The 20,425-nt window shown below is 61.7% G+C and carries 19 protein-coding genes and 3 pseudogenes; 5 read left to right on the plus strand and 17 right to left on the minus strand.

Annotation, left to right across the window (positions count from 1 at the left end; all coding sequences use genetic code 11):
• The 4 genes and pseudogenes from G0Q01_RS10650 to G0Q01_RS10665 form a co-directional block, all read left to right on the plus strand.
• The coding region (locus tag G0Q01_RS10650; RefSeq protein WP_164213327.1) for a phage holin family protein at positions 1-207 on the plus strand (207 nt) is incomplete at its 5' end.
• Entirely contained in the window at positions 200-1,357 is a 1,158-nt protein-coding gene (locus G0Q01_RS10655; RefSeq protein WP_164196789.1) for a DUF3618 domain-containing protein, read from the plus strand. The genes G0Q01_RS10650 and G0Q01_RS10655, both read left to right, overlap by 8 nt.
• Positions 1,358-1,412: 55 nt before the next feature.
• Positions 1,413-2,381 (plus strand): YihY/virulence factor BrkB family protein, encoded by a 969-nt coding sequence (locus G0Q01_RS10660; RefSeq protein WP_235940058.1) that lies wholly within the window; start codon positions 1,413-1,415, stop codon positions 2,379-2,381.
• A 139-nt stretch (positions 2,382-2,520) separates the two neighbouring features.
• Positions 2,521-2,886: pseudogene (locus G0Q01_RS10665) on the plus strand (transposase); the annotation flags it as partial.
• Here the strand turns inward: G0Q01_RS10665 and G0Q01_RS10670 are convergent.
• From G0Q01_RS10670 to G0Q01_RS10730, 13 genes and pseudogenes are all read right to left on the minus strand, one after another.
• Positions 2,885-3,130: pseudogene (locus tag G0Q01_RS10670) on the minus strand (IS21 family transposase); the annotation flags it as partial. The pseudogenes G0Q01_RS10665 and G0Q01_RS10670 sit on opposite strands and share 2 nt — an antisense overlap.
• Before the next feature lie 131 nt (positions 3,131-3,261).
• A pseudogene (locus G0Q01_RS10675) lies at positions 3,262-3,408 on the minus strand (IS256 family transposase); the annotation flags it as partial.
• A 171-nt stretch (positions 3,409-3,579) separates the two neighbouring features.
• On the minus strand, positions 3,580-6,012 hold the full coding sequence (gene ligD, locus G0Q01_RS10680) for a DNA ligase D (RefSeq protein WP_164197056.1): 2,433 nt from the start codon (positions 6,010-6,012) through the stop codon (positions 3,580-3,582).
• A gap of 1 nt (position 6,013) precedes the next feature.
• Positions 6,014-6,883, minus strand: a complete 870-nt coding sequence (locus G0Q01_RS10685) for a Ku protein (RefSeq protein WP_164213328.1) — start codon at positions 6,881-6,883, stop codon at positions 6,014-6,016.
• A gap of 128 nt (positions 6,884-7,011) precedes the next feature.
• Complete coding sequence (locus tag G0Q01_RS10690; protein ID WP_164197058.1) at positions 7,012-9,111, minus strand: catalase; 2,100 nt, start codon at positions 9,109-9,111, stop codon at positions 7,012-7,014.
• Positions 9,112-9,397: 286 nt separating this feature from the next.
• Complete coding sequence (locus G0Q01_RS10695) at positions 9,398-10,456, minus strand: IS5 family transposase (RefSeq protein WP_164213372.1); 1,059 nt, start codon at positions 10,454-10,456, stop codon at positions 9,398-9,400.
• 18 nt (positions 10,457-10,474) lie between these two features.
• The gene (locus G0Q01_RS10700; protein ID WP_235940061.1) at positions 10,475-11,584 is read right to left on the minus strand and encodes a c-type cytochrome; all 1,110 of its coding nucleotides are present in this window, start codon (positions 11,582-11,584) and stop codon (positions 10,475-10,477) included.
• Positions 11,581-12,159: a cytochrome c oxidase assembly protein gene (locus G0Q01_RS10705; RefSeq protein WP_164197059.1), complete on the minus strand. Its 579-nt coding sequence runs from the start codon at positions 12,157-12,159 to the stop codon at positions 11,581-11,583. Before G0Q01_RS10705 ends, G0Q01_RS10700 begins: the two co-directional genes overlap by 4 nt.
• Positions 12,153-12,569 (minus strand): hypothetical protein, encoded by a 417-nt coding sequence (locus G0Q01_RS10710; RefSeq protein WP_164197060.1) that lies wholly within the window; start codon positions 12,567-12,569, stop codon positions 12,153-12,155. The genes G0Q01_RS10705 and G0Q01_RS10710 overlap by 7 nt, the downstream gene beginning before the upstream one ends.
• Entirely contained in the window at positions 12,569-15,124 is a 2,556-nt protein-coding gene (locus G0Q01_RS10715) for a cbb3-type cytochrome c oxidase subunit I (RefSeq protein ID WP_164197061.1), read from the minus strand. The genes G0Q01_RS10710 and G0Q01_RS10715 overlap by 1 nt, the downstream gene beginning before the upstream one ends.
• 7 nt (positions 15,125-15,131) lie before the next feature.
• Positions 15,132-16,058: a cytochrome c oxidase subunit II gene (gene coxB / locus G0Q01_RS10720; RefSeq protein WP_164197062.1), complete on the minus strand. Its 927-nt coding sequence runs from the start codon at positions 16,056-16,058 to the stop codon at positions 15,132-15,134.
• Between the two features lie 125 nt (positions 16,059-16,183).
• The gene (locus tag G0Q01_RS10725) at positions 16,184-16,675 is read right to left on the minus strand and encodes an MgtC/SapB family protein (RefSeq protein ID WP_164197063.1); all 492 of its coding nucleotides are present in this window, start codon (positions 16,673-16,675) and stop codon (positions 16,184-16,186) included.
• 390 nt (positions 16,676-17,065) lie between these two features.
• Positions 17,066-17,842, minus strand: a complete 777-nt coding sequence (locus G0Q01_RS10730; RefSeq protein WP_164197064.1) for a formate/nitrite transporter family protein — start codon at positions 17,840-17,842, stop codon at positions 17,066-17,068.
• Here G0Q01_RS10730 and G0Q01_RS10735 point away from each other — a divergent pair.
• Complete coding sequence (locus tag G0Q01_RS10735; protein WP_164197055.1) at positions 17,786-18,037, plus strand: hypothetical protein; 252 nt, start codon at positions 17,786-17,788, stop codon at positions 18,035-18,037. The genes G0Q01_RS10730 and G0Q01_RS10735 overlap by 57 nt on opposite strands.
• Before the next feature lie 58 nt (positions 18,038-18,095).
• Here G0Q01_RS10735 and G0Q01_RS10740 read toward each other — a convergent pair whose 3' ends face one another.
• From G0Q01_RS10740 to fdh3B, 4 genes are all read right to left on the minus strand, one after another.
• Positions 18,096-18,341: a hypothetical protein gene (locus G0Q01_RS10740; protein ID WP_164197065.1), complete on the minus strand. Its 246-nt coding sequence runs from the start codon at positions 18,339-18,341 to the stop codon at positions 18,096-18,098.
• A 94-nt stretch (positions 18,342-18,435) separates the two neighbouring features.
• Positions 18,436-18,606, minus strand: a complete 171-nt coding sequence (locus tag G0Q01_RS10745; protein WP_164197066.1) for a hypothetical protein — start codon at positions 18,604-18,606, stop codon at positions 18,436-18,438.
• Between the two features lies 1 nt (position 18,607).
• A complete protein-coding gene (locus G0Q01_RS10750; RefSeq protein WP_164197067.1) occupies positions 18,608-19,831 on the minus strand; it encodes a formate dehydrogenase subunit gamma in 1,224 nt (407 codons plus the stop codon).
• Positions 19,828-20,424: a formate dehydrogenase FDH3 subunit beta gene (gene fdh3B, locus G0Q01_RS10755; protein ID WP_164197068.1), complete on the minus strand. Its 597-nt coding sequence runs from the start codon at positions 20,422-20,424 to the stop codon at positions 19,828-19,830. Before fdh3B ends, G0Q01_RS10750 begins: the two co-directional genes overlap by 4 nt.
• Between the last annotated feature and the right edge of the window lies 1 nt (position 20,425).

Raw genomic sequence — 20,425 nt, forward strand, 5'->3', positions numbered from 1 at the left:
GCGCAGGGCAAAGTCCTTCCGCTGAGAGCGATCCGCCCGTCAAGGCCGGTCGACAGCGGCCAGCTCGTGACGCTCACCCTCGTTGCAGCGCTGATCATGATCAAGGGCGGGATGAGCAAGCTCAAGGCAAGCAGCCTTGCGCCGACCCGCACCACCGAGAACGTCCGTCGCGACGTGTCCGCAATCAGGGAGACGACCAATGGCTAATCGCAAAACGGCGGCAGAAATCGAGCGCGAAATCGAACGTGAGCGCGAGGGCTTGACCGCTTCCGTCTCTGAACTCCAGAGCCGTTTTTCGGCAGACGAAATCGTGGCACAGGTGGGCCGCCACCTGCAGACCCACGGCAGCGAGATGGGACAGGCGTTCTCGAAGTCGGCCAAGCAAAACCCCATCGGGCTCACGCTGACCGCCGCCGGACTCGCGTGGATGGTCTTCGGTCGCTCCTATGATGACGAGGATAAGCGTCTAGCGGGGGACCCTCTGAGCCGCCAAATCCGCAAGGGCCGCCGGGCGGCCCGCGCTGAAAGCGCGTCGGCTGGACCGGACTGGGCCACCCGTAAGCCGGGCTACGGCACCAGCTACCGTCCAAGCTACTACGATGATCTGCACCTTGATGACGGGGAGGAGAGCGAGACCTTCGGTGACCGCGTCGATCGCACGCAAGCTCGACTGAAGGCGGGCTTCGAGGCGGGTCGCCAAAACGCGGCCGCCACCGCAGGCGAAGCGCGCGCCAAGGTCGGAGAGGCCGGAAGCGCTGCACGCGACTCCATCTCGGCGAAGTCGGCTCAGGCGCAGTCGGTGCTTGAAGACGGCTACGGTCGCATCACCGCGGGGACCGAACGCATGTCGGAAAGCGCCCGGCGCCGTGTCATCGAAGCCCGCGAACGCGCGCTGATCGCCCGCGAGCGTGCAGGTAAGGGAGTGCAACGAGCCGGTGCAAGCGCCGCCGATTTCTTCGGCGAGCATCCCCTTGTTGCAGGCGCCCTTGCCATCGCGGCCGGTGCCGCCCTCGGCGGAGCGGCACCGCGCACCAAAGCCGAGGACGGCCTCATGGGCGAGTACAGCGAAGCGTTGTTCGCCGAGGCTGAAGCGATCTTCCACGAGGAGCGAGACAAGCTTGCAGCGGTTGCCGATGCCGCCCTCGACGAGGGTCAAAGCATCGCCCGCGGGGCGCGCACAGAGGCTGATGAGCGCACTCCCGGCGACAAGCCCGCCGAGCACGCACTTGCAGACGCCGTGAAATCTGCCGGCGAGCGCATCGAGGATCGGGTACGGGACGAAGCGGAGGCGCAGAAGCTGGGCCGTCCGCACGTGACCTCGGACACGCCGAAATCGGATACGCCGAAGCAGGGCTGAAATCAGCTGACCGAGACTTCGCGCCGGTGCCGGGTGGCACCTGCGCGACTTTGATATGATCAAGGATGAGTGGATGCCAAACGATGGATCCTTTGCCACACGGCCACGCCAGATCAGCTTGACCGGCTGGAAAGCCATCGCGATGCGCGTGAAATCCGAGTTGGCTGCAGACCGGATCAGCTTGGTTTCAGCGGGTGTCGCATTCTATGCGCTGATGGCAATCTTCCCCGCAATCACAGCCCTCATGGCGATCGCCGGGCTGTTCATCACCCCCGCCGACGTCACTGCACAGATCCAGCAGATTACCGAGGTGCTGCCGCAGCGTGCCGCCGAGATCCTGATAGAGCAGGCCAAATCTGTCGCGGGGTCGCAGAGCGGGGGTCTTGGACTTGCGGCTGTTCTGGGCGTGCTACTTGCGCTCTATTCCGCCTCGCAAGGCGTCGCCCATCTGATCGAGGGGCTGAACGTCGCCTATGACGAAACCGAAGAGCGCGGCTTCATCCGCCTCAAGCTGACCACACTGTCGCTCACGCTGCTGCTGATTGCCGGACTTCTCCTGGCCATCGGGGCGCTCGTCGTTCTGCCCGGGATGCTCGCGATTTTCGAGCTTGGTCCAGCGCTCGAAGCCTTTGCGTCGTGGGCGCGTTGGGGCGTGCTGCTCCTGCTGATCGTTTCCGGCATAGGGCTGATCTATCGGTTCGGCCCCTCCCGAAAGGCGGCAGATTGGGCATGGATCACCCCCGGCGCCCTCGTCGCCTGCCTGCTGTGGCTCGCCGGGTCGCTCGCCTTCTCTCTCTACGCCGAGCATTTTGGGTCCTACCAAGAAACTTTCGGATCACTGGCTGGCGTTATCATCTTGTTGTTCTGGTTGTGGATTTCGGCTTACGTGATTCTGCTGGGCGCCGAGATCAATGCCGAGATGGAGGCGCAGACGAGCCATGACACGACCACCGCCAAGGACATGCCGCGCGGCGTGCGCGGGGCGGTGAAGGCCGACGAGTTCAGGGGCAGCGGTGAACGCTAACGCCCATGATCTGAGCGGATCGGCTTTGCACTCCCGTGCCTGAATTCTGTTGGGATTTAGCCGGCTGCTGAAAAACTCCGACCTCGACGCCCCTCGCGGAACATGATTCACCGCAACAACGGCGAGGACGGAGGTGGCGATGCGTGGATCGGACAAGGTGACGGGATCGCTGTTCAGCTATGTCGATCTCGAGGAGCGCATCCCGTCCCGGCATCCGCTGCGCAAGATCAGGTCCGTGGTCAACGATGCGCTGCGCTCCTTGGATGCCGATTTCGATCGGCTCTACGCGCATGAGGGTCGCCCCTCGATCGCACCGGAGCGGCTGATCAGGGCCAGCCTGCTGCAGATCCTCTATTCGATCCGATCGGAGCGGCAACTCATGGAACAGATGGACTACAACCTGTTGTTCCGTTGGTTCGTGGGCCTCGGGATCGTCGACGCGGTGTGGGTTCCTACGGTGTTCACGAAGAACCGCGACCGGCTGCTGACCACGGATATGTCCCGTAGCCGCCGGTGAAGCCATGCTCATCGCGAAGCCGCTCGAATACCCGCTTCGCCGTGTGCCGTTGCTTTCGATGGACCTCGCGATCCCCTTCCAGCCAGCCATCGATGATCTCGGTGAACCCATCCAGCTTCGGCCGCTTCACCGGCGCCGTCCGCCGGTATCCAGGCGGAACCGAGAACGCCAACATCTTCCGAACGCTGTCGCGGGAAACCCCAAACTGACGCGCAGCCTCGCGCTGGCTCATGCCTTCTGAACAAGCCAGGCGAACCTTCCGATACAAATCCACGGTGAAAGTCCTCCCGCCCTCCCTGTCGCCAGAAAGGGTAAAGGTGCACGACTTTTGCGCCGCCCGCAGCGGGCTCATCCCGCCGCTACCGTGGTCGACTTTCTCACCGCCGTTCTCAGCGCTTCGATCTCGGCCTCCATAATGCGCTCGGCTGCAAAGGCCAGCATCTCGCGCACGAGATCGCCATCAGCCTGCTTCTCAACCCGCTCCATCAGAGCCATTCTGTCGTCGGTCATCGTCATCTCCGTCTCAGGTTTCAGGTGTCGCAACCCAAACCTACTCCGAAGATCGACGATGAACGCCAGCCTCGCGATCAGCGACGCTCGCGGCTTCCTACACCACGACGCGGGGCACTATCGTCTCGGAGTACCTAGACAGCGAGCGGGGAAGCGACGGCGCGGGACGCACTACGAGGTTGCTCCGGCTGGCTTGGTCGCGAGCAGTGCTCGCTCAAGAGCAGCTATTCGATCTTTCGTCAGGGAGACCGCATCCGGATATCGAACATCAGGGATATCTCCTCTAAGAACGCGGCGCGCGTCGAAGGACTGCGCTTGGCGGTAGCTGGCGAGGTCGTCCCACCGCACTGGCACGGCGACCGGCGCCTCTGGACGTGCCCGCAGCGAAAAAGGGGTTATGGCGGTTGCGCCGCGCTCATTGCGCAGCCAATCAATGAAAATCTTACCCGCCCGACGGGACTTCGACATGCTTGCAACGAACCTTTTGGGCTCTCGCTCAGCAAGCATCGTCGCGAACACGCGCGAATACAATTTCGCGGTATCCCAAGCAGCCACCCGACGAAGAGGGACTATTACATGTACGCCTTTACCGCCCGAGAGAAGCGGCCACGACGGGAGGCCGAGGTCCTCTAACCTACCGCGGATATCAAGGGCTGCCGAGGTCACAGCGCTGAAGTCCAGTGCCTCGTCCGGGTCGAGATCGAACACCATGCGATCTGGGCGCTCCAACCTATCGCGTCGGCTACCCCAGATATGGAATTCAAGCGTGCCCATCTGCACAGCGGCAACCAAGCCTGCAGTATTGGAGACATACATGTAGCGCGTGTCTCGGCCCGGGGCCTCTTCAACTAGCATCGACTTGATTTGTTTTGGGAATCCCTTGCCCGTATGTTTCTGAAAAAAGCGCTCACCCTTGAGACCCTCGGGCATACGGAGGAGCGAGAGAGGGCGATTGGCCGCGAAAGGAAGAATGCGCTCCGAAATCGCAGCGTAGTATTCAGCCACCTCGCCCTTTGTCACCTGCGCTTCAGGGTAAACCATTCGTCCGGCGCTGCTGACGCGTACCCCTACCACGTTGACCTCGCCAGCCACGCTCGGGTGATCATTGTCGAGCAGGACTTCCCGGGCGGGTTTGTCTTCTCTCAAGCCAATGTATCGCGAGTGCCGAAGTAGCCCGTTCGGGGTCCGCTCGGCATATTGCACTTCGGCGACCAGACGAGGCGTTATCCATTGGGCTCCCTTGGTTTCGCTGCCATTAACTTCTGCTGCGGGTGTCTTGCGAGCGAGCGGCCGCATCGCGACCATCAGTGCCTCCATTTCGTCATTATCGAACCCGGTCCCGACCTTACCGACATAGCGGAGTCCGCCCTCCTCCGCGGTTCCAAGAAGAAGCGACGAGAAAGGCCGCCCACGCTTATTGCTCTCCTGCCACCCAATGACGACGAACTCATCCCGTCGCTCGCATTTCATCTTGAGCCAAGCCTGCGTTCGCGTTCCGCGATAGGGAGCATGCTTGAGCTTCGAAATCAGCCCTTCGCCTCCCGCTGAGCAAATATCTCTGAAAATGCGCGCGGGTTCCCTCTCGATAATAGGCGAGAGCTGCGCCAGACCGAGCGGGGGCAGATTTCGCCAGACGCCTTCAAGTGCAGAGCGCCGATCCGCGAGCGTCTGCTCCGTCAGACTCCGGCCATCCAGCTCAAGCAGGTCAAATGCAAAGAAGCGGTACGGGCCGCCGAATTTCAGAGCCTTTTGCAATGATGAGAACCCCTGCAGGCCCGCGCCAGCCACGATCTCTCCATCAATCAGCGCGCTGTCACAGTTCACGTCGTCGAATGCAGCGAGCAGGCTCTCGAACCGCCCCGTCCAGTCGTTCCCGGAGCGCGTGTAGATCTTGGTTCCGCCCTTCCCAAGCATGACCAAGCCGCGGTACCCATCGAACTTGAGCTCGTGCCACCAAGCGCTTCCCTGTGGAAACTCATCACACAGAGTGGCCAGCTGCGGCTTGCGGAAGCTCGGGCGCGTCCCGCCATGCGAAGAAGGCGGCTCCACTTCACGTGAGATTCCTGCCAAAGTTCGACGGCTGGATACACTACGCCGATACCGCGCCACCGGATCCCGGCGGCCCGCAGCCTCGTCTTCGTCCTTCGTGAGAAGCCAGTTCTCTCGCTTATCCCGCGTCTTCATACGCAGCAGATGCCATGCTCCTGATAGCCGGACGCCATGCAGACGGAATTTCAGATGCCCTTTCCTGAGCCCCGCAGAGATCGGAGCGAGGGGCTCCCAATGTCCTATGTCCCATAGCATCACGGTTCCGGCGCCATAGTTTCCTGGCGGAATAGTTCCCTCGAAATCGAGATAAGAGATCGGATGGTCTTCCGTGCGTACAGCCAGACGCTTATCACTTGGCTGCAGAGAGGGTCCTCGAGTCACGGCCCAGCTGAGAAGAACGCCCTCATGCTCAAGCCTCAGGTCGAAATGGGTCCGGGTGGCGGCATGTTTCTGGATACTGTAGCGCAGGGCGAGCGCGGGAGAATGATCACCCAGCGAGGGTTCTGGTGTGTTGCTGAAGTCTCGGCGCTCCAGATACCGCTCGAGCCCTCCCATCTCAGGCCGACTTCTTTGAACTTGATCCGCGTTTGGACGGGGTGCGTTTGTTCGTAGACTTTGTGCGCGAGTCAGACTTGTCGCGGTCCAGACTTTGCTTGAGAGCCGACATCAGATCGATGACGTTGCCCTCATCCGAACCGCCCGGCCGGTCGCCCCCAGTCTTTGCGCGGGGTGTCGACTTGCTGCGCCGCTTGCGTTCGATCAGATCACGCAAGCCAGCGTCGTAGCGGTCTTCGAACGCGGCAGCATTGAAAGCGTCAGTTTTTCGGTCGATGAGCTCCATGGCGACCGAGAGGAGTTCCTTGTCGGCTGGATCATCTTCGATACCGGAAAAAAGTGGATCGGCCTCCCGAATTTCATCTGCATAATGTAGGGTCTCGAGCAACAGCCCGTCGCCACAGGGCTTCAAGGCACAAAGGTGCTCCTTGCCCCGCATCGTGAGTTGCCCGAGCCCTATCTTTTCGGACTGCCGTAGGGCATCCCGAACAACCCGATACGCATCTTCGGCCAGATCATCTGTGGGCACAACGTAATAGGGCTTGTCGAAGTACAGCGGCGGGATCTCAGTGGCGCCGACGAACTGCACAAGTTCCAAGGTTTTCTTGGTTTCGAGCTTGATGGCGTCGATTTCCTCCGGCTGCAGCAGGAGATACTCGTCGTCTCCGTACTCAAAGCCTTTCAGAATGTCTTCTTTCTTGACAGGACCGATACCGGCCACAGTCTTTTCGTATCGAACCGGCTTGCCGCTGGGGCCATGGATTTGCCGGAAGCTCACACGAGCACCCGACTTTGTTGCCGAATGAATTTCCACGGGTATTGAAACCAGCGAAAGCCGAAGTTGTCCTTTCCAGACTGCGCGCGAAGCCATGGGTCGCTCCTTCTGATGACATCCATCAACGCGGAAAGGTCCGAATTGGTTCTACCCTTTCGTCGTTCACCCGCGAAGGATAAGAGAAGCCCCGCAGCCTTGCTGAGTGCGGGGCAGTTCACTCAGCATTAACGGTCCCAAACGCGAACAGCATGGCACGCCTCGAGGAAGTCGGCGGCAGCTGCGGGCTTCTTCAGCGTCATCACGCCCTCCGCTTCGGAGTGGACGCCTGCCGCCTCGAAAAGTGGAGCAGCTTGAGGCGTGAGGGCGATGAACTTGCAGTGGCCATAAGCATCTGCGACGAACTGCTTTCCCGGCAGCATCTCGGCGAGTTCTCGTGCGCCCTCATCGCTGACCACGATGGCGACAGCATCGTAGAGTACTGAGGGCCCGCCATCGATCTTTTGGTTCGCCGGCAGCATATCTCCCTCGGAAGTTTTCACGCCCCCCACTTTCGGAGCTATGACCTCGACCATGCCGCCTTCGGCCTCGACCGCATCAACAAGCGCATCGTAGATCGCTCGGTCCATGCCGTCACTCACCAAGATTCCCAACTTCCGCCCTTTGAAGCTGTCAGGCCCGTTCTTGAGTATCGACAGCTTGTCCGACGCCTTGAGATCAACGGGCTCGCGGGCCGGCTTTGCAGGCTCTGGCAGATCGTGCCCGAGACCGTCCGCTACCTTCCCAGCAAGATCCTCATTGATCACCCGGAGATGGGCCAGGATGCGCAGGCGAATGTCCTCCACGACGCATTTCGAGAGTTCGAAGGTGAGCCCATTCGCGATGTGATCCTGCTCCACCGGCGTTTGGCTTATGTAGAATTGCCGTGCCTGGCTGTAATGGTCGGCAAAGCTCTCGGGACGGAGCCGCCGCTTCGTGCCCTCAAGATCTTCGGGGTAACTGGTGAATCCGCCTTTGACATCGGCGCGCGGCCCACCCTTCGCCCAGCTGTTCGGCTCATAGTTTGCTCGGCCCGAGGGATTGTGCATCGCCATGTGCCCATCCTGCTGGAAGTGGTGCATCGGACACCGAGGCGCATTGATGGGAATGTGGGTGAAATTGGGTCCACCAAGACGTTTCGTCTGGGTGTCGAGATAACTGAAGTTGCGGCCCTGCAGGAGAGGATCATTGGTGAAATCGATCCCGGGCACGATGTTCTGCGTGCAGAAAGCCACCTGCTCGGTTTCAGCAAAGAAGTTGTCGACCGTTCGGTCGAGTACCATCCGGCCGACGATGCGGATCGGACAGTCTTCCTCCGGGATCAGCTTGGTAGCATCAAGCACGTCGAAATCAAAACGGTCGGCGAACTCCTCATCGAAGATCTGGACCCCCAGTTCCCACTCCGGGAAGTCTCCATTCTGGATCGCGTCCCAAAGATCACGACGGTGGAAATCGGGGTCTGCACCGTTGATTTTGACAGCTTCATCCCAGACCACCGATTGCAGTCCAAGCTTGGGCTTCCAGTGGAATTTGACGAAATGGCTCTCACCGGCCGCGTTTACAAAGCGGAAGGTGTGAACCCCGAAGCCTTCCATAAAACGGAAAGAGCGCGGAATGGCTCGGTCGGACATCACCCACATGATCATATGCATCGACTCGGGCATCAGCGAGATGAAGTCCCAAAAATTGTCGTGCGCGGATTGGGCCTGAGGGAAGCCACGATCAGGTTCGGCCTTCACAGAGTGGATAAGGTCAGGGAATTTAATCGGGTCCTGGATGAAGAACACGGGGATGTTGTTGCCAACCAGGTCCCAGTTTCCTTCGTCGGTATACATTTTCACTGCAAAGCCGCGTACATCTCGTGCCACGTCGAATGAACCTTTGTTCCCGGCGACCGTGGAAAAGCGGACGAATACCGGGGTCTTCTTGCCGCTTTCCTGGAAGGGGCTTGCCAGCGTGAGTTCAGGGATGGAATCAGTGCATTCGAAAAATCCGTGAGCTCCATAGCCGCGCGCATGCACCACGCGCTCAGGGATCCGCTCATGATCGAAGTGGAATATCTTCTCACGGAAGTGGAAGTCTTCCATGAGTGTGGGCCCCCGCTCCCCGCCGCGCAGCGTGTTCTGGTCATCAGAAATCGGCGTTCCCTGCGCGGTGGTCATCCGCGGTGCCTCCGGAATGGATTGATGCAGCTCACCGCCGTTGCCCACCTCAGCAGGCGGCGCCTCGTTCTCGGCGGACTTCTGAGTATCAGCAGTAGCTTCGTAGAGCTTGCGATCGTCTGACATGGAGCATTCCTCGTCTGATACGGAAAGTTGGTACACGCCATGCGCTTGCAGCAGCATCGGGAGCCACACTGGCGTTGCACTCCGTCTTAACAAGCAGCGTCTCCAGGGGTTCCCGAGATTGTCTTATGGGCACCTCGATTTTTTACTGAAGTCGCCGCGGAGGGGATCGGCGGCTTGAAGCGGCCCTGTGACCACCATCCTCTGTCCCGCTATTCCGAGAGGCTGGGTTGTTCTGCTGCGGCTCTTGCCGCGAGGCAGCGCGCGCGACCCCTTTCGCTGCCCTGGATCAAGCGGGGTTCGGGTTCAGGCGGCGGAGTTGGCCGAGGCGGCGCATGTTGTAGACGAGGTTCTTCATCCCGATCTTTGCCTTGGCGCGCAGCAGGCCGATCGTGCACACCAACGTGCCGCCCATGTCATTGGATTGCGCGCCGAAGACATGTTCGACCCGGGACCGCACGGTGGATTTCGTCCGGTTGCTGCCCTTGGCCTGGGCACCAAGCGGCTTTCCGCGCCGACCCTTGCGGTGGATGTGGCTCTTCAGGCCCCGGGCCAGCAGCTTCCTTTCCATCTCTTCGGAGCGGTAGGCGGCATCGGCCCAGACCCCGGCGGCGGTATTGCCCTGCATCAGCAGTTGATCCACCGCCTTGCTGTCGTGGAGGGCGGCGTCGCTGACGTGATACCGCCGGATCAGCTTGTGCTTGCGGTCCACGTTGACGTGGTTCTTGTAGCCGAAGTGACTCTTGCCATGCTTCTTCGTCCAGCGCGCATCCGTGTCTTTTTGCGACCGCTTGGCGGGCTTGTCCGCCCAGTCTTCTGGAGACTCGCCCTGCTTGATAGCCGCGTTCTCGTCGCGCGTGTTGCGGCTGACCGGCACCCGCACGATGGACGCATCCAGGATCTGCCCGCCCCGCGCGATGTAGCCCTGTCGCGCGAGATGCCCGTCGAACTGGCGGAACAGCGCTTCCACCATGCCGGCCTGCACGAGCGCCTCACGGTAGAGCCAGACGGTCTTGGCGTCAGGCACCCGGCCCTCCAGCCCCAGGTCGAGAAACCGCATGAAGGACAGCCGGTCGCGGACCTGGTACTCGATCTGGTCGTCGGAAAGGTTGTAGAGCGCCGCCAGCACCAGCGTCTTGAACATCAGCACGGCGTCCATGGGCCGGCGTCCGGCGCGCGACTTCCGCTCCGCCTCCGGCTTGCGCCACACCTGCTCCAGTGCCGGACGGAAGTCCTCCCAAGGCACGACAGCATCGAGTTCGACCAAAGGATCCTTCTTGGCGTCAAGGCTTGCGTAGCGCTCTGAAAGATGCTTCGTGAAACCGCATTTGGGACGCGGACGCCGCATACTCAGCAATTGCGTAGCCTACTTCTTTGCCCTGGCCGGACCGAGCGACGCGTAATAGGCCGCGAGATCGTTGATGTCCTGATCCGTGAGGTTGCGTGCCGCCGCCTGCATGAGTGGCGCGCGCGGCGTCTCGGGCACCGGCCCGTCGCGGTAGAGACGCAGCCAGGTGACCAGCCAGTGACCGTCCTGCCCGGCGATGCGCGGCGTGTCCGCGCGCTTGGGCGACAGACCGTCGCCGCCGCCCTCGTGGCAGGAGGCGCAGCTCGCGATGTCCTCGTGCTCGTCGCCCCGCTGCGCCAGCTCACGGCCGCGCTCGGCATTACCGAAGTCCAGCGCCCGTCCCTGCCACGCGCCGCTCATACCGGCGTAGCGTTCGGCGATGCCTGCCCGCGTCTCGGCGCTCAGGGGCATGGCGAGAGGTTCCATGAAGCCGCTCTCCCGGTGCCCCTCGGCATAGGCCTCAAGCACCAGCGTCAGCCATTCTTCCGACTGGCCGGCCAGCTTCGGCGCTGTGCCATCGCGGCCCAGACCGTCCTCGCCATGGCAACGCGCGCAGGCCAGCTCCTGCGGGATGGCCCCGGACAGGCCGCCGAAGCGCACGCCGTCGCTCTGATATCCCTCGGTACGGCCGAAGGCGGCGTCCTCGTAAGCGGCGCGGTCGAAGCTGTCGTAGCGTGAGAGGAAGGCCGCCAGCGCCCAGGGTTCGTCGTCGCGGCCCTCGCCCGGCCAGCTCGGCATGCCGGTGTACTTGAAGCCGTGGCGGGCGATCCACCAGAACTCCGCAGGCTCGAAGTCCTCGGAGGTCAGCATCGGAGGTTCGGGACGCATGCCCTGCACCACCGGGTTGCGCGCAATGCCCGGCGCGCCGTGGCAGGTCTGGCAGCCGGTGGCGAAATGACCCGCGCCGAGGCGGACCAGCGCCGGATCATCGAGATCGACGTGCTGAGGCACCTCCACCCGGTTCGCTCGCACCCGCACCGCGTTGCGCAGATACTGGTGCAAGGTCTCGCCAACCCCCGGCAGATGCGGCACCGAGGCCGCGATATTATAGGGTGCAAACCAGAAGAACCCGGCCCCGCCCACGGCCAGTGCCGCAACACCGCCGATAATCCAGCGCTTCAGCCTCATGCCTGCGCCTCCTTCAGTTCGAGTGCCTGCCCCAGTCTGCGCAGCGCCGCGACGAGGTAGATCGCGCCCCCAGCCCCGGCCATCAGCGCGCCCGCCACCTGCTGCTCTTGCAGCGCCGAAAGACCAAGGTGCCCGGCGCAGATATCCCCGTAGAGCGTGCGCGGCGCGAGGCCGATCAGCGCGCCCAGCAAGGTCATATGCATGGTCGTCGCCAGCAGCACCACCGCGCCGCCAAAGCCGCCCGCCGCGCGCACCGCCCCCCAGAGCATCAGCCCCGCCAGCAGAAAGCTCGCCTGCTCCAGCACAAGGCCCATCGCGGTCAGACGCGCCCAAAGGTGCATGCCCGGCAGGTGCCAGAGCCAGACCACCAACATCTCGGCCACCGCACCAAGCGCCAGCGCCATCGCGCCCGACGGCAGCCGCAGGTTCGGGGCCCAGAGCGCCGGAACCACGGCGGTCACGCCAAGGTGGAGCACCATATGCAGCACCATCGAGCCGGTCGCCAGATCTGGCAGCGGGCCGATCCAAAGGCCCGCCAGCAGCGCCAGCGCGAGGAGGCGGCGCGGGCTCAGCATTGGCCCAGCACCATGCCGGGGATCACCGTGAAGAGGATGGCCACCGCCGAAAGCACGCACAGCAGCAGCGCCACGTGGCCGACGAAACGGTCCCGCGCCCGTTCCGAGCTTTCAGTGATTTCCTCGAAGATCACGAAGACGCCGCCGTAGCGGCGCACCGCCAGCACCGCCAGCCCGATGATCGCGGCGATGCAAAGCGCGCCCAGCCCGGCAATGATCCAGCGTGGTTCGGTCAGCGGTGTGCCGCGCCCCAGCTTGGCGCACCAGATCGCCGCGACCCAGTAGCTCAGCAGGAAATGCGCCGCCCAGATCGAGGGCGCGGCGACAAGGATCCACACCGAGCCCTGATCGATGACGCGCGGCGCCTCGCCGGGCGGGACGATCTTCTTATTGTCGCGGGACCGGGCCATCACGCCACCCCCATGAGCATCGGGAACAGCGCCAGCAGCGCAAAGATCACCACAGCGGTCAGCGCGACGAAATGGGTGAAGAGCGTCAGGTTGGCGCTGTCGGCGTGATAGCGCGGCGTGCAATGACCGCACCAGATCCGCGCCGCCACGTAGAGGCGCATCACCGCGTCAAGCAGCAGGTGCACCCCGATCCACAGGATCAGGATCCAGACAGTGGCATCAAAGGAGGTCTCGGTGGGGTCCAGCCCGGCGCTCCATGCCGCCCAGCCCCATGCGCCCAGCCCCAGCGCCCCAAGCGGCACGCCCGCGACCAGCAGGCCCATCGCCTGCCCGGTGCTGCCGCCCGCCAGCCGCGTCCGCGCCAGCAGCGCCGTCCCCCAGCCCGCCAGCAACAGCGCGAGGCCGACCAGCAGCCAGCCAAAGCCCGGCAGGTTCACCGCGCTCGGCAGGAAGTCCGGCAGCGCGGTCCAATAAAAGAAGTAGCTGAACACCAGCCCCATGAAGGCGGTCATGTCGCCGGTCATGGTGATGAACACCGCCCACCAGCCGGGCGAGTTGTTGCCTTGCGCATAGGTCGGCAGCACCAGCCCGCGCCCCGCAGCCTTTTCGGGGACCTCCGGGATCTGCGACGTGCCGGTCCACAGCCACCACAGGGTGAAGCCGACAAATCCGGCGCCAAAGATCAGCGTCAACGCCCAGAGATGGAATGTGGCAAGGATGAACACCGCGCCAAGACAGCCCGCCGCGCCAAGGGTCAGATAGCTCGGCCCGCCAACGCGCTGAACATAAAGCGGACGGGCGTCGAGGATATCGGTGATGATCAGCTCGCGCTTGCCCTCCTTGGCGTCGGGCAGGAACCACTCGCCGCGGTCGATCTCGTCCAGCAGGCCCTTCTGCTCCCAAAGCGGGTAGCGGGTGTGGATATAAGGGATCGAGCGCACGCCCCACGGCTTGTCCGGCACCTCGGCGCCCCACTCCATCGTGCCCGCGTTCCACAGGTTGCGCTCGACCAGCGGCGCCTTGCCGCGCGGCCAGAGCACGTTGACCGCCAGCACCACGAAGCCCGCCGCGAAGACGAAAGCGCCCACGGTCGAGACCATGTTGAGCACCGCCCAGCCATCGGTGACGTCATAGGTCCAGACCCGCCGCGGCATGCCCATCACCCCGGTCCAGTGCATCGGCAGGAAGGCAAGGTTGAAGCCGCCGAACATCAGCCAGAAGCTCCAGCGCCCCAGCCGGTCGGACATCTTCTTTTGCGTGACGAACGGGTACCAGTAGTGCACCCCGGCAAAGAGCGGGAAGAGCATGCCGCCGATCAGCGTGTAATGCAGGTGCGCCACGACGAAGTGGGTGTCATGCGCCTGCCAGTCGAAAGGCACCAGCGCCACCATCACCCCCGTGAGCCCGCCGAAGACGAAGATGGCCAGCGCACCGCCGGCAAAGAGCATCGGCACCGAGCGGCGCACCTTGCTGACCAGCATGGTCGCGATGAAGCAGAAGATCTGGATGCCAGTGGGCAGCGCCACCGCCTCGGAAGCCGCCGAGAAGAACGAGAGCGAGATCTCAGGCAGGCCAGTGGTGAACATATGATGGACCCAAAGCCCGAAGCTCAGGAAGGCGACACCCACCGCCGAGAGCACGATCCACGAATGGCCGAGCATGGGCCTCCCTGCGAAGGTCGGTAGGATGGTCGCGATGAGCGCGATCGAGGGCAGAAAGACGATGTAGACCTCGGGATGGCCGAAGATCCAGAAGAGGTGCTGCCAGAGCAGCGGATCGCCGCCCCGGTCGGGATCGAAGAAGGCCCAGTCGAAGGCGCGCTCCATTTCCAGCAGCAGATCGCCGGCGATCAGCGGCGGGAAGGCAAAGAGGATCATCCCCGCCACCACCAGCACGTACCAGCAATAGAGCGGGATGAGGTTTAACCGCATGCCCGGCGGGCGCGACTTCAGCACGCCGACGATCAACTCGACCGCGGCAGCGATCGACGACACCTCGATGAACGACAGCCCGAGCAGCCAGATGTCGGCCCCCAGCCCGCTGTAGTCTGTGTTGGACGACAGCGGCGTGTACATGAACCACCCGCCCTGCGGCGCCACGCCGAAGAACACCGAGCCGCAGACAAACACCCCGCCGATCAGGAAGCACCAGTACCCGAAGGCGGAAAGCCGCGGGAACGGCAGGTCGCGCGCCCCGAGGATCGCGGGCAGGATCAGGATCGCCACCGCCTCGAAGATCGGCACCGCAAAGAGGAACATCATCGCCGTGCCGTGCAGGGTGAACAGCTGGTTGTAGAGGCTCTGCGACAGCAGATCGTTGTTCGGCACCGCCAGCTGCGCGCGGATCAGCAACGCAAGAAACCCGGCGAAGGTGAAAAACGCGAAAGAGGTCAGCAGGTACCATTTGCCCACCGATGAGTTGTTCACCGCCGAGATGCGCCGCCAGCCGGTCGGGGTCTCCCAGACCTTCATCAGCCGGGCGCGCTGCGCCTCGTCGCGCGCCTTGTCGTAGGGCTCGGCCGGGGGCAGCTTGGAGAGGTCGATCTCTTGGGTCATGCGCGGCTCAGTCCAAACTCATCAGGAAGGTCACGAGCGCGTCGCGCCGCTCGCCTTGCAGGCCCGGATAGGCGGGCATGTCGATCTCGGGTTTCATCTCGTGGGTGTCGGTGATCCAGCGCGCCATATTGTCCGGCGTCATCTCGTAGATGCCCGCCCCCAGCTTGTCGCGCGCAGCCAGATGCGTCAGGTCTGGTCCGACCGGCCCCTGTGCATCGGTGCCGCGGATGGTGTGGCACGCGCCGCAGCCTTCCTCTTCGAACACCGCATAGCCGGGATCGCCTTCGGCCACCTGCGCCGGCTGCGCCTCATGCGCCAGCCACGCGTCAAACGCCTCGGGCTCCATGACAACGGCATCAAAGCGCATCAGCGCATGGGCACCGCCGCAGAACTCGGCGCAGAGCCCGCCCCAGTTGCCCAGTTCGCGCGGGGTCAGCGCCAGCGTCGTCTCGCGTCCGGGGATCATGTCCATCTTACCCCCCAGCGCAGGCACCCAGAACGAATGGATCACGTCGTCGGCGGTAAGGCGGAACAGGGCCCGCTCGCCGAGCGGCAGGCGGATCTCGTTGGCGGTGGTCACCGGGCCTTCGGGGGTGTCATAGATCACCCGCCACCACCAGCGCTCGCCATCGACCTGCACAGTCAGCGCGCCGTCATCGGCAGTGATGTCCTTGAGGATCAGCAGGCCCCAGACCAACAACCCGCCAACCACCAGCACCGGCAGCGCGACGCCGCCCCAGATGATGAACCGGCGGGCCTCCTGCTCGCGCTCGGGTTTGGCCTCGGCGCGGTGGGCGTAGGTCGCGGCGCCGATCACCAGCGTCCAGATCACTGCCGCGCCTGCCAGCAAGACCCAGAACAGCGTCTCGACCGAACGGGCCTCCTCGCCAGCGCCGGTGAGCCAATTGTGGCGTCCCGAGCAGCCCGCAAGCATCAAAACAAGGGAGAAGAGGATAGAGGATCTCTTAACGTACAGCAGCAAATCCTGAAGTGTTCGGAATGCGAATACGCTTACGCCGTAGCAAATCCACGTGGCAGGAAGGGGTCGCCAGAACAGTCTCAAGCTTCCTCGCTCCATCCCATCTTCTTCTCGACATACCTGAGGGAAACCAGAACGATGATCACAATAACGGTCGTCATTGCCGCCAGCGGCATTTGACCGGCACCACACCCTAAGCCGACCGCTCCAGCCAGCCACAACGATGCCCCAGTTGTAACGTTCCTGACCTTCCCACCCGAGGTGAAGATCAGGCCCGCCGCCAGGAAGGCGACGCCGGCGGTGACAGCTTCGATCATGCGTAAAGGATCGTTGCGTTGCTCTGATGAGCCGCCAAAGTCCATGGCAGCGAGCTCGAGACCCAGAATGACAAAGAGGCAAGCCGCAACGGAGACAAGTATGTGGGTTCTTAAGCCCGCAGGCTTCTCGCGCCGCTCCCTTTCTAACCCTATCAGGCCGGCCAAAAAAATTGCAGCAACCAGTCGGGAAAATGCCGCAGCTGCAGGTATTATGGAGAACGTGTTTCGAAACTCTGCTGCAATTTCATTTAGCATTTGCTAACCTTTTAACATAGGCCTGTTTTTTCTTGGACGCTTCTCATTCCCGGACCAGTGCCAGCGACCAGCCAGGAAAATATGGCCGGGTATATTTCCAAGTGTATATGCTCATATTTAACCTGCCATAACCTTGTAAATTCCTAGCCTCCTCTCGAGTAGATTGATTGCGAATTGAGAGGAAACATTTCATGGCCTCCTCTCCCGAAGTTGACCCATAATGATCAAAGCGTGGCAACCGGAACATTCATGGCGGCCATCCCATGGCGCCCCCTTGCCAAAATTTCAAGAATGAAAGGAAATTTAACTTCGATTTGCACATATATTTACATTGCAGAATTGAAAATTTCCAGAATAAATACAACCCTCTCTCAAGCAGTATAACTTCGTCTATCTTTCCTGCGCTTTACTCCTAAGTAGCTCGTTGCGGATTTGAATCCAGACCAAGAGGGTGAACGCGCAAGTTCCACCCAAAAAGTTTCCAAGAGCGGCCGGTATCAAGTACTTGATCCCCGCCGTAAAGAAGGATCGCTCCCCTCCGAATACTAAAACTGCAGCTTCGGTCGATCCCGCCACGACATGCGTGAAGTCAGCAATCGAAATCACATAAGTCACTAGGATCACGAGCAGGGGCTGTGAGGTGCCGGAGGTCGGTCGCATCCAAACCAGCGCTGCCATGAGCCACCCGGCGCCAACGCCACGTAGCAAGGTTTCCAGGAATCCAAAGTTCAAAGCATGGCGCGATATTTCCAGAGACTGCTTCCAGACTTCTGGTTGAAGATCCCGAGTCAGCCACAATATGCCGCCAAAAGTCATTGCGCCGGCGATATTCGTTATTAGGACCACGCTCCAAAGACGCAGAAGTTTCAACCAAACTGGAGGTGAAGGCTCATCGAGGACCGGACAGACTGCCTTGATCGTGTTTTCCGTAAACAGCTGCAGTTGGCCGAGAACAACAAGAAGAAAGCCAAAAGTATAACCGAGACACGATATGAGTGGCCGCCAAGGCTCAGGAGGCAAATGTGTCTCGATTGTCGCACGGACCAGAATAGAGAAACCGAGAGCCAGCCCCGCGACAAATCCCGACATGGCGAGCGCTTCTAACGGTCGATGCAGTTCGTTCCCGCCCTCGCGTCGGACGGCTTCAAAAATTGCGACCGCCCGCATTGGCTCCTGATCCGCGACAGCGCTCTGTTCGCGGTTCGTGAGGGCGCCGTCGTGATCCTCATTTTGTGGTTTTCGACCGATTTCTACAGCCCTCCCTCAAAAATGCGTCATCCAATCGTGCGCCGAGTTGCCTATCTTCAGTCCGCTGGTGGCGAAAACTGCGGAACCAAAAGTTTGGCGCTTAATTTATACTGAAACCCGTCAAAAAGGAGACATTGATGAAAGCACCGTCTAAATCATAAATCCGGCACTGTCATAACTCTGGCCGGCCCGGTTTGGGTATAACGCTCGGCTCCTTTTCTACTTTCCAACTTTTGTCACGTGCTTTTATTCGGCGTGAAATCAGAAAGGAGACTGGCCAAGCCAAAAGGAGCGCAACACCCGCAGCACCGACGATCCACCAAAAGCTAAAAACTCCAAAGCTAAGCAATACAATGATGAACGCGCCACTAATCACGGTCCAACTCATCATAGTCAGGTAAAGCGCGAGACGATCCATCTTGTTCTCCATTCAGTGAGCGTGAAAGTAGGAATGCCGAAAAAAGGGAGGGAGCCAACTACTGCCAACCCTTCAAAGTTGTTCCGGAGTACAATCAGTTCCGAATATTTTTCTGCGCCGTTGTCGAAAATGTAGTCGGTGCGTCTAGCTTTACGGCAGGTCGCTCCTCGGGACGACCCGAGCTGATGTCGTATTTGGCGTAACCGACAAAGGTGATGCCGGCGATGATTCCTGCGGCGCAAATGCCAATGAGAAAAGACGCCATTCTAACTTCCTCCTTTCTCGATTTCCTTCAACCAGAGCTCATGGTGTTCTTTTGCCCAGTTGCGGTCCACCTTGCCGGACCACATCGCCCAGAATGCACCCTGCATACCAACTGTGCCGATATAGATGTGGCCGATGAAGATCGCGATCATGAACAGCGCCACGATTGCATGGCTCAGCATCACCCAACTCATGGCGTCAACATCTAGGAACCAGAACGGAAAGAGAAGCAGAACACCCGTGCCGACCATCAGCAGACCGCCCAGCACCGCAGACCAGTAGACCAGCTTCTGCCCGGCGTTGAACTTGCGGGCGGGCGGGTTGTCGGAACTGTCGGAGAAGAAGCCACCACCCCTACGCAGCCATTCGAAATCGAGCCGCGTGGGCACGTTGCGCCAGGCCCAGAGGAGGACCATCACCAGAATTCCGAGAGCGAACGACGGGAAGAAAATCGCGTGCCCCCAGGTCGCGAACCACCCGGCATCGCCGAGGATTTCGTCGCCAAAGGGCAGTATCAGAGTACGTCCATAGGCGAGGATGATTCCGGTGAGAGCTAGCATAAGAAACGAGATGGATGTCATCCAGTGGTTAGCCCGCTCTATAAAGCCGAAGCGTTTGACGGACCGCCCCGAGATCCCCTCGGCGATAGGTACGCGCCCGCGGATTGCAAGGATGAGCGCCAGAACGAATGCGAAGCCGAGGATCAGGTAAGCACCGAGATGGGTGGCTATATCGGCGATCCCGTGGCGCCAGTCCCGGCCTGCGGGTCGTTCGAAGAGGGCCGCGTTGAGGTAGGGCAACGAAGTCGACCCGACAATCTCTCGGGGCGCGCCGAGAAGGCTGACGGTATCGCCGGTGGGGCGCAACCATGTCTCCGTTAGCATTCCGGTCGGCTCATCGATCGGCCTGCCGATTAGCAAGATCCCGTCATCGATCTTAAAGCCCTGCTGCGCACCTTCTGGCGAAGGGCCCGACCGATCGCGCTGCGCCTGTAGCAGCGTGCGTCGCCGCAGGACCTGGCTTGCCAAGATACCCGCGCCGCTCTCGGCGGTCGCCGTCCAACCCACCTCGGGCACGGTCCGGGCATCACTGTCGAACACCTCCCAGGTCTGCGCCACAAGGACAACCAGCAAGAGCACGGCGGCGATCGCACCCCCGACACGGTAGGCGGTGAAATCGCTTCCGCGCACGCGCGGCCGTCCGTCGGACTGACGTTCCGGGTTCATGACTCCTCTCCTGGATAATAGGCGGTCTTCCATCCCCAGGCACCTGCCCCGAAGCCGCGGTGGATGACCCGTTGGCGGAAGATCTCGCCGATCTCGTCGCCGTCGCCTGCGAGCAGGGCCCGCGTCGAGCAGACCTCAGCACAAAGAGGCAGCTTGCCCTCCGCGATCCGGTTGCGTCCATATTTCGCGTATTCCGCCTCCGAGCCATTCTCTTCCGGCCCGCCCGCGCAATAGGTGCACTTGTCCATCTTGCCGCGGGTACCGAACAGAGTCTCCTTGGGAAATTGCGGTGCGCCGAAGGGACAGGCGTAGAAGCAGTACCCGCAACCTATACAGGTATCCTTGTCGTGAAGGACGACGCCGATATCGGTCTGATAAAGGGTCGAGACCGGGCAGACAGCGACGCAGGGCGCGTCGGTGCAATGCATGCAGGACACCGCGATGGACTTTTCGCCGGGTAGGCCATCATTGATCGTCACAACGCGCCGCCGAACCATGCCCCACGGCACGTCGTGCTCGTTTTTGCAGGCGGTTGCGCAGGCGTTACATTCGATGCAGCGATCGGTGTCACAGAGGAATTTCGCGCGTGCCATG

This window comes from Salipiger sp. PrR007 (genome assembly GCF_010499845.1).
GTDB classification, from domain to species: domain Bacteria; phylum Pseudomonadota; class Alphaproteobacteria; order Rhodobacterales; family Rhodobacteraceae; genus Salipiger; species Salipiger pacificus_A.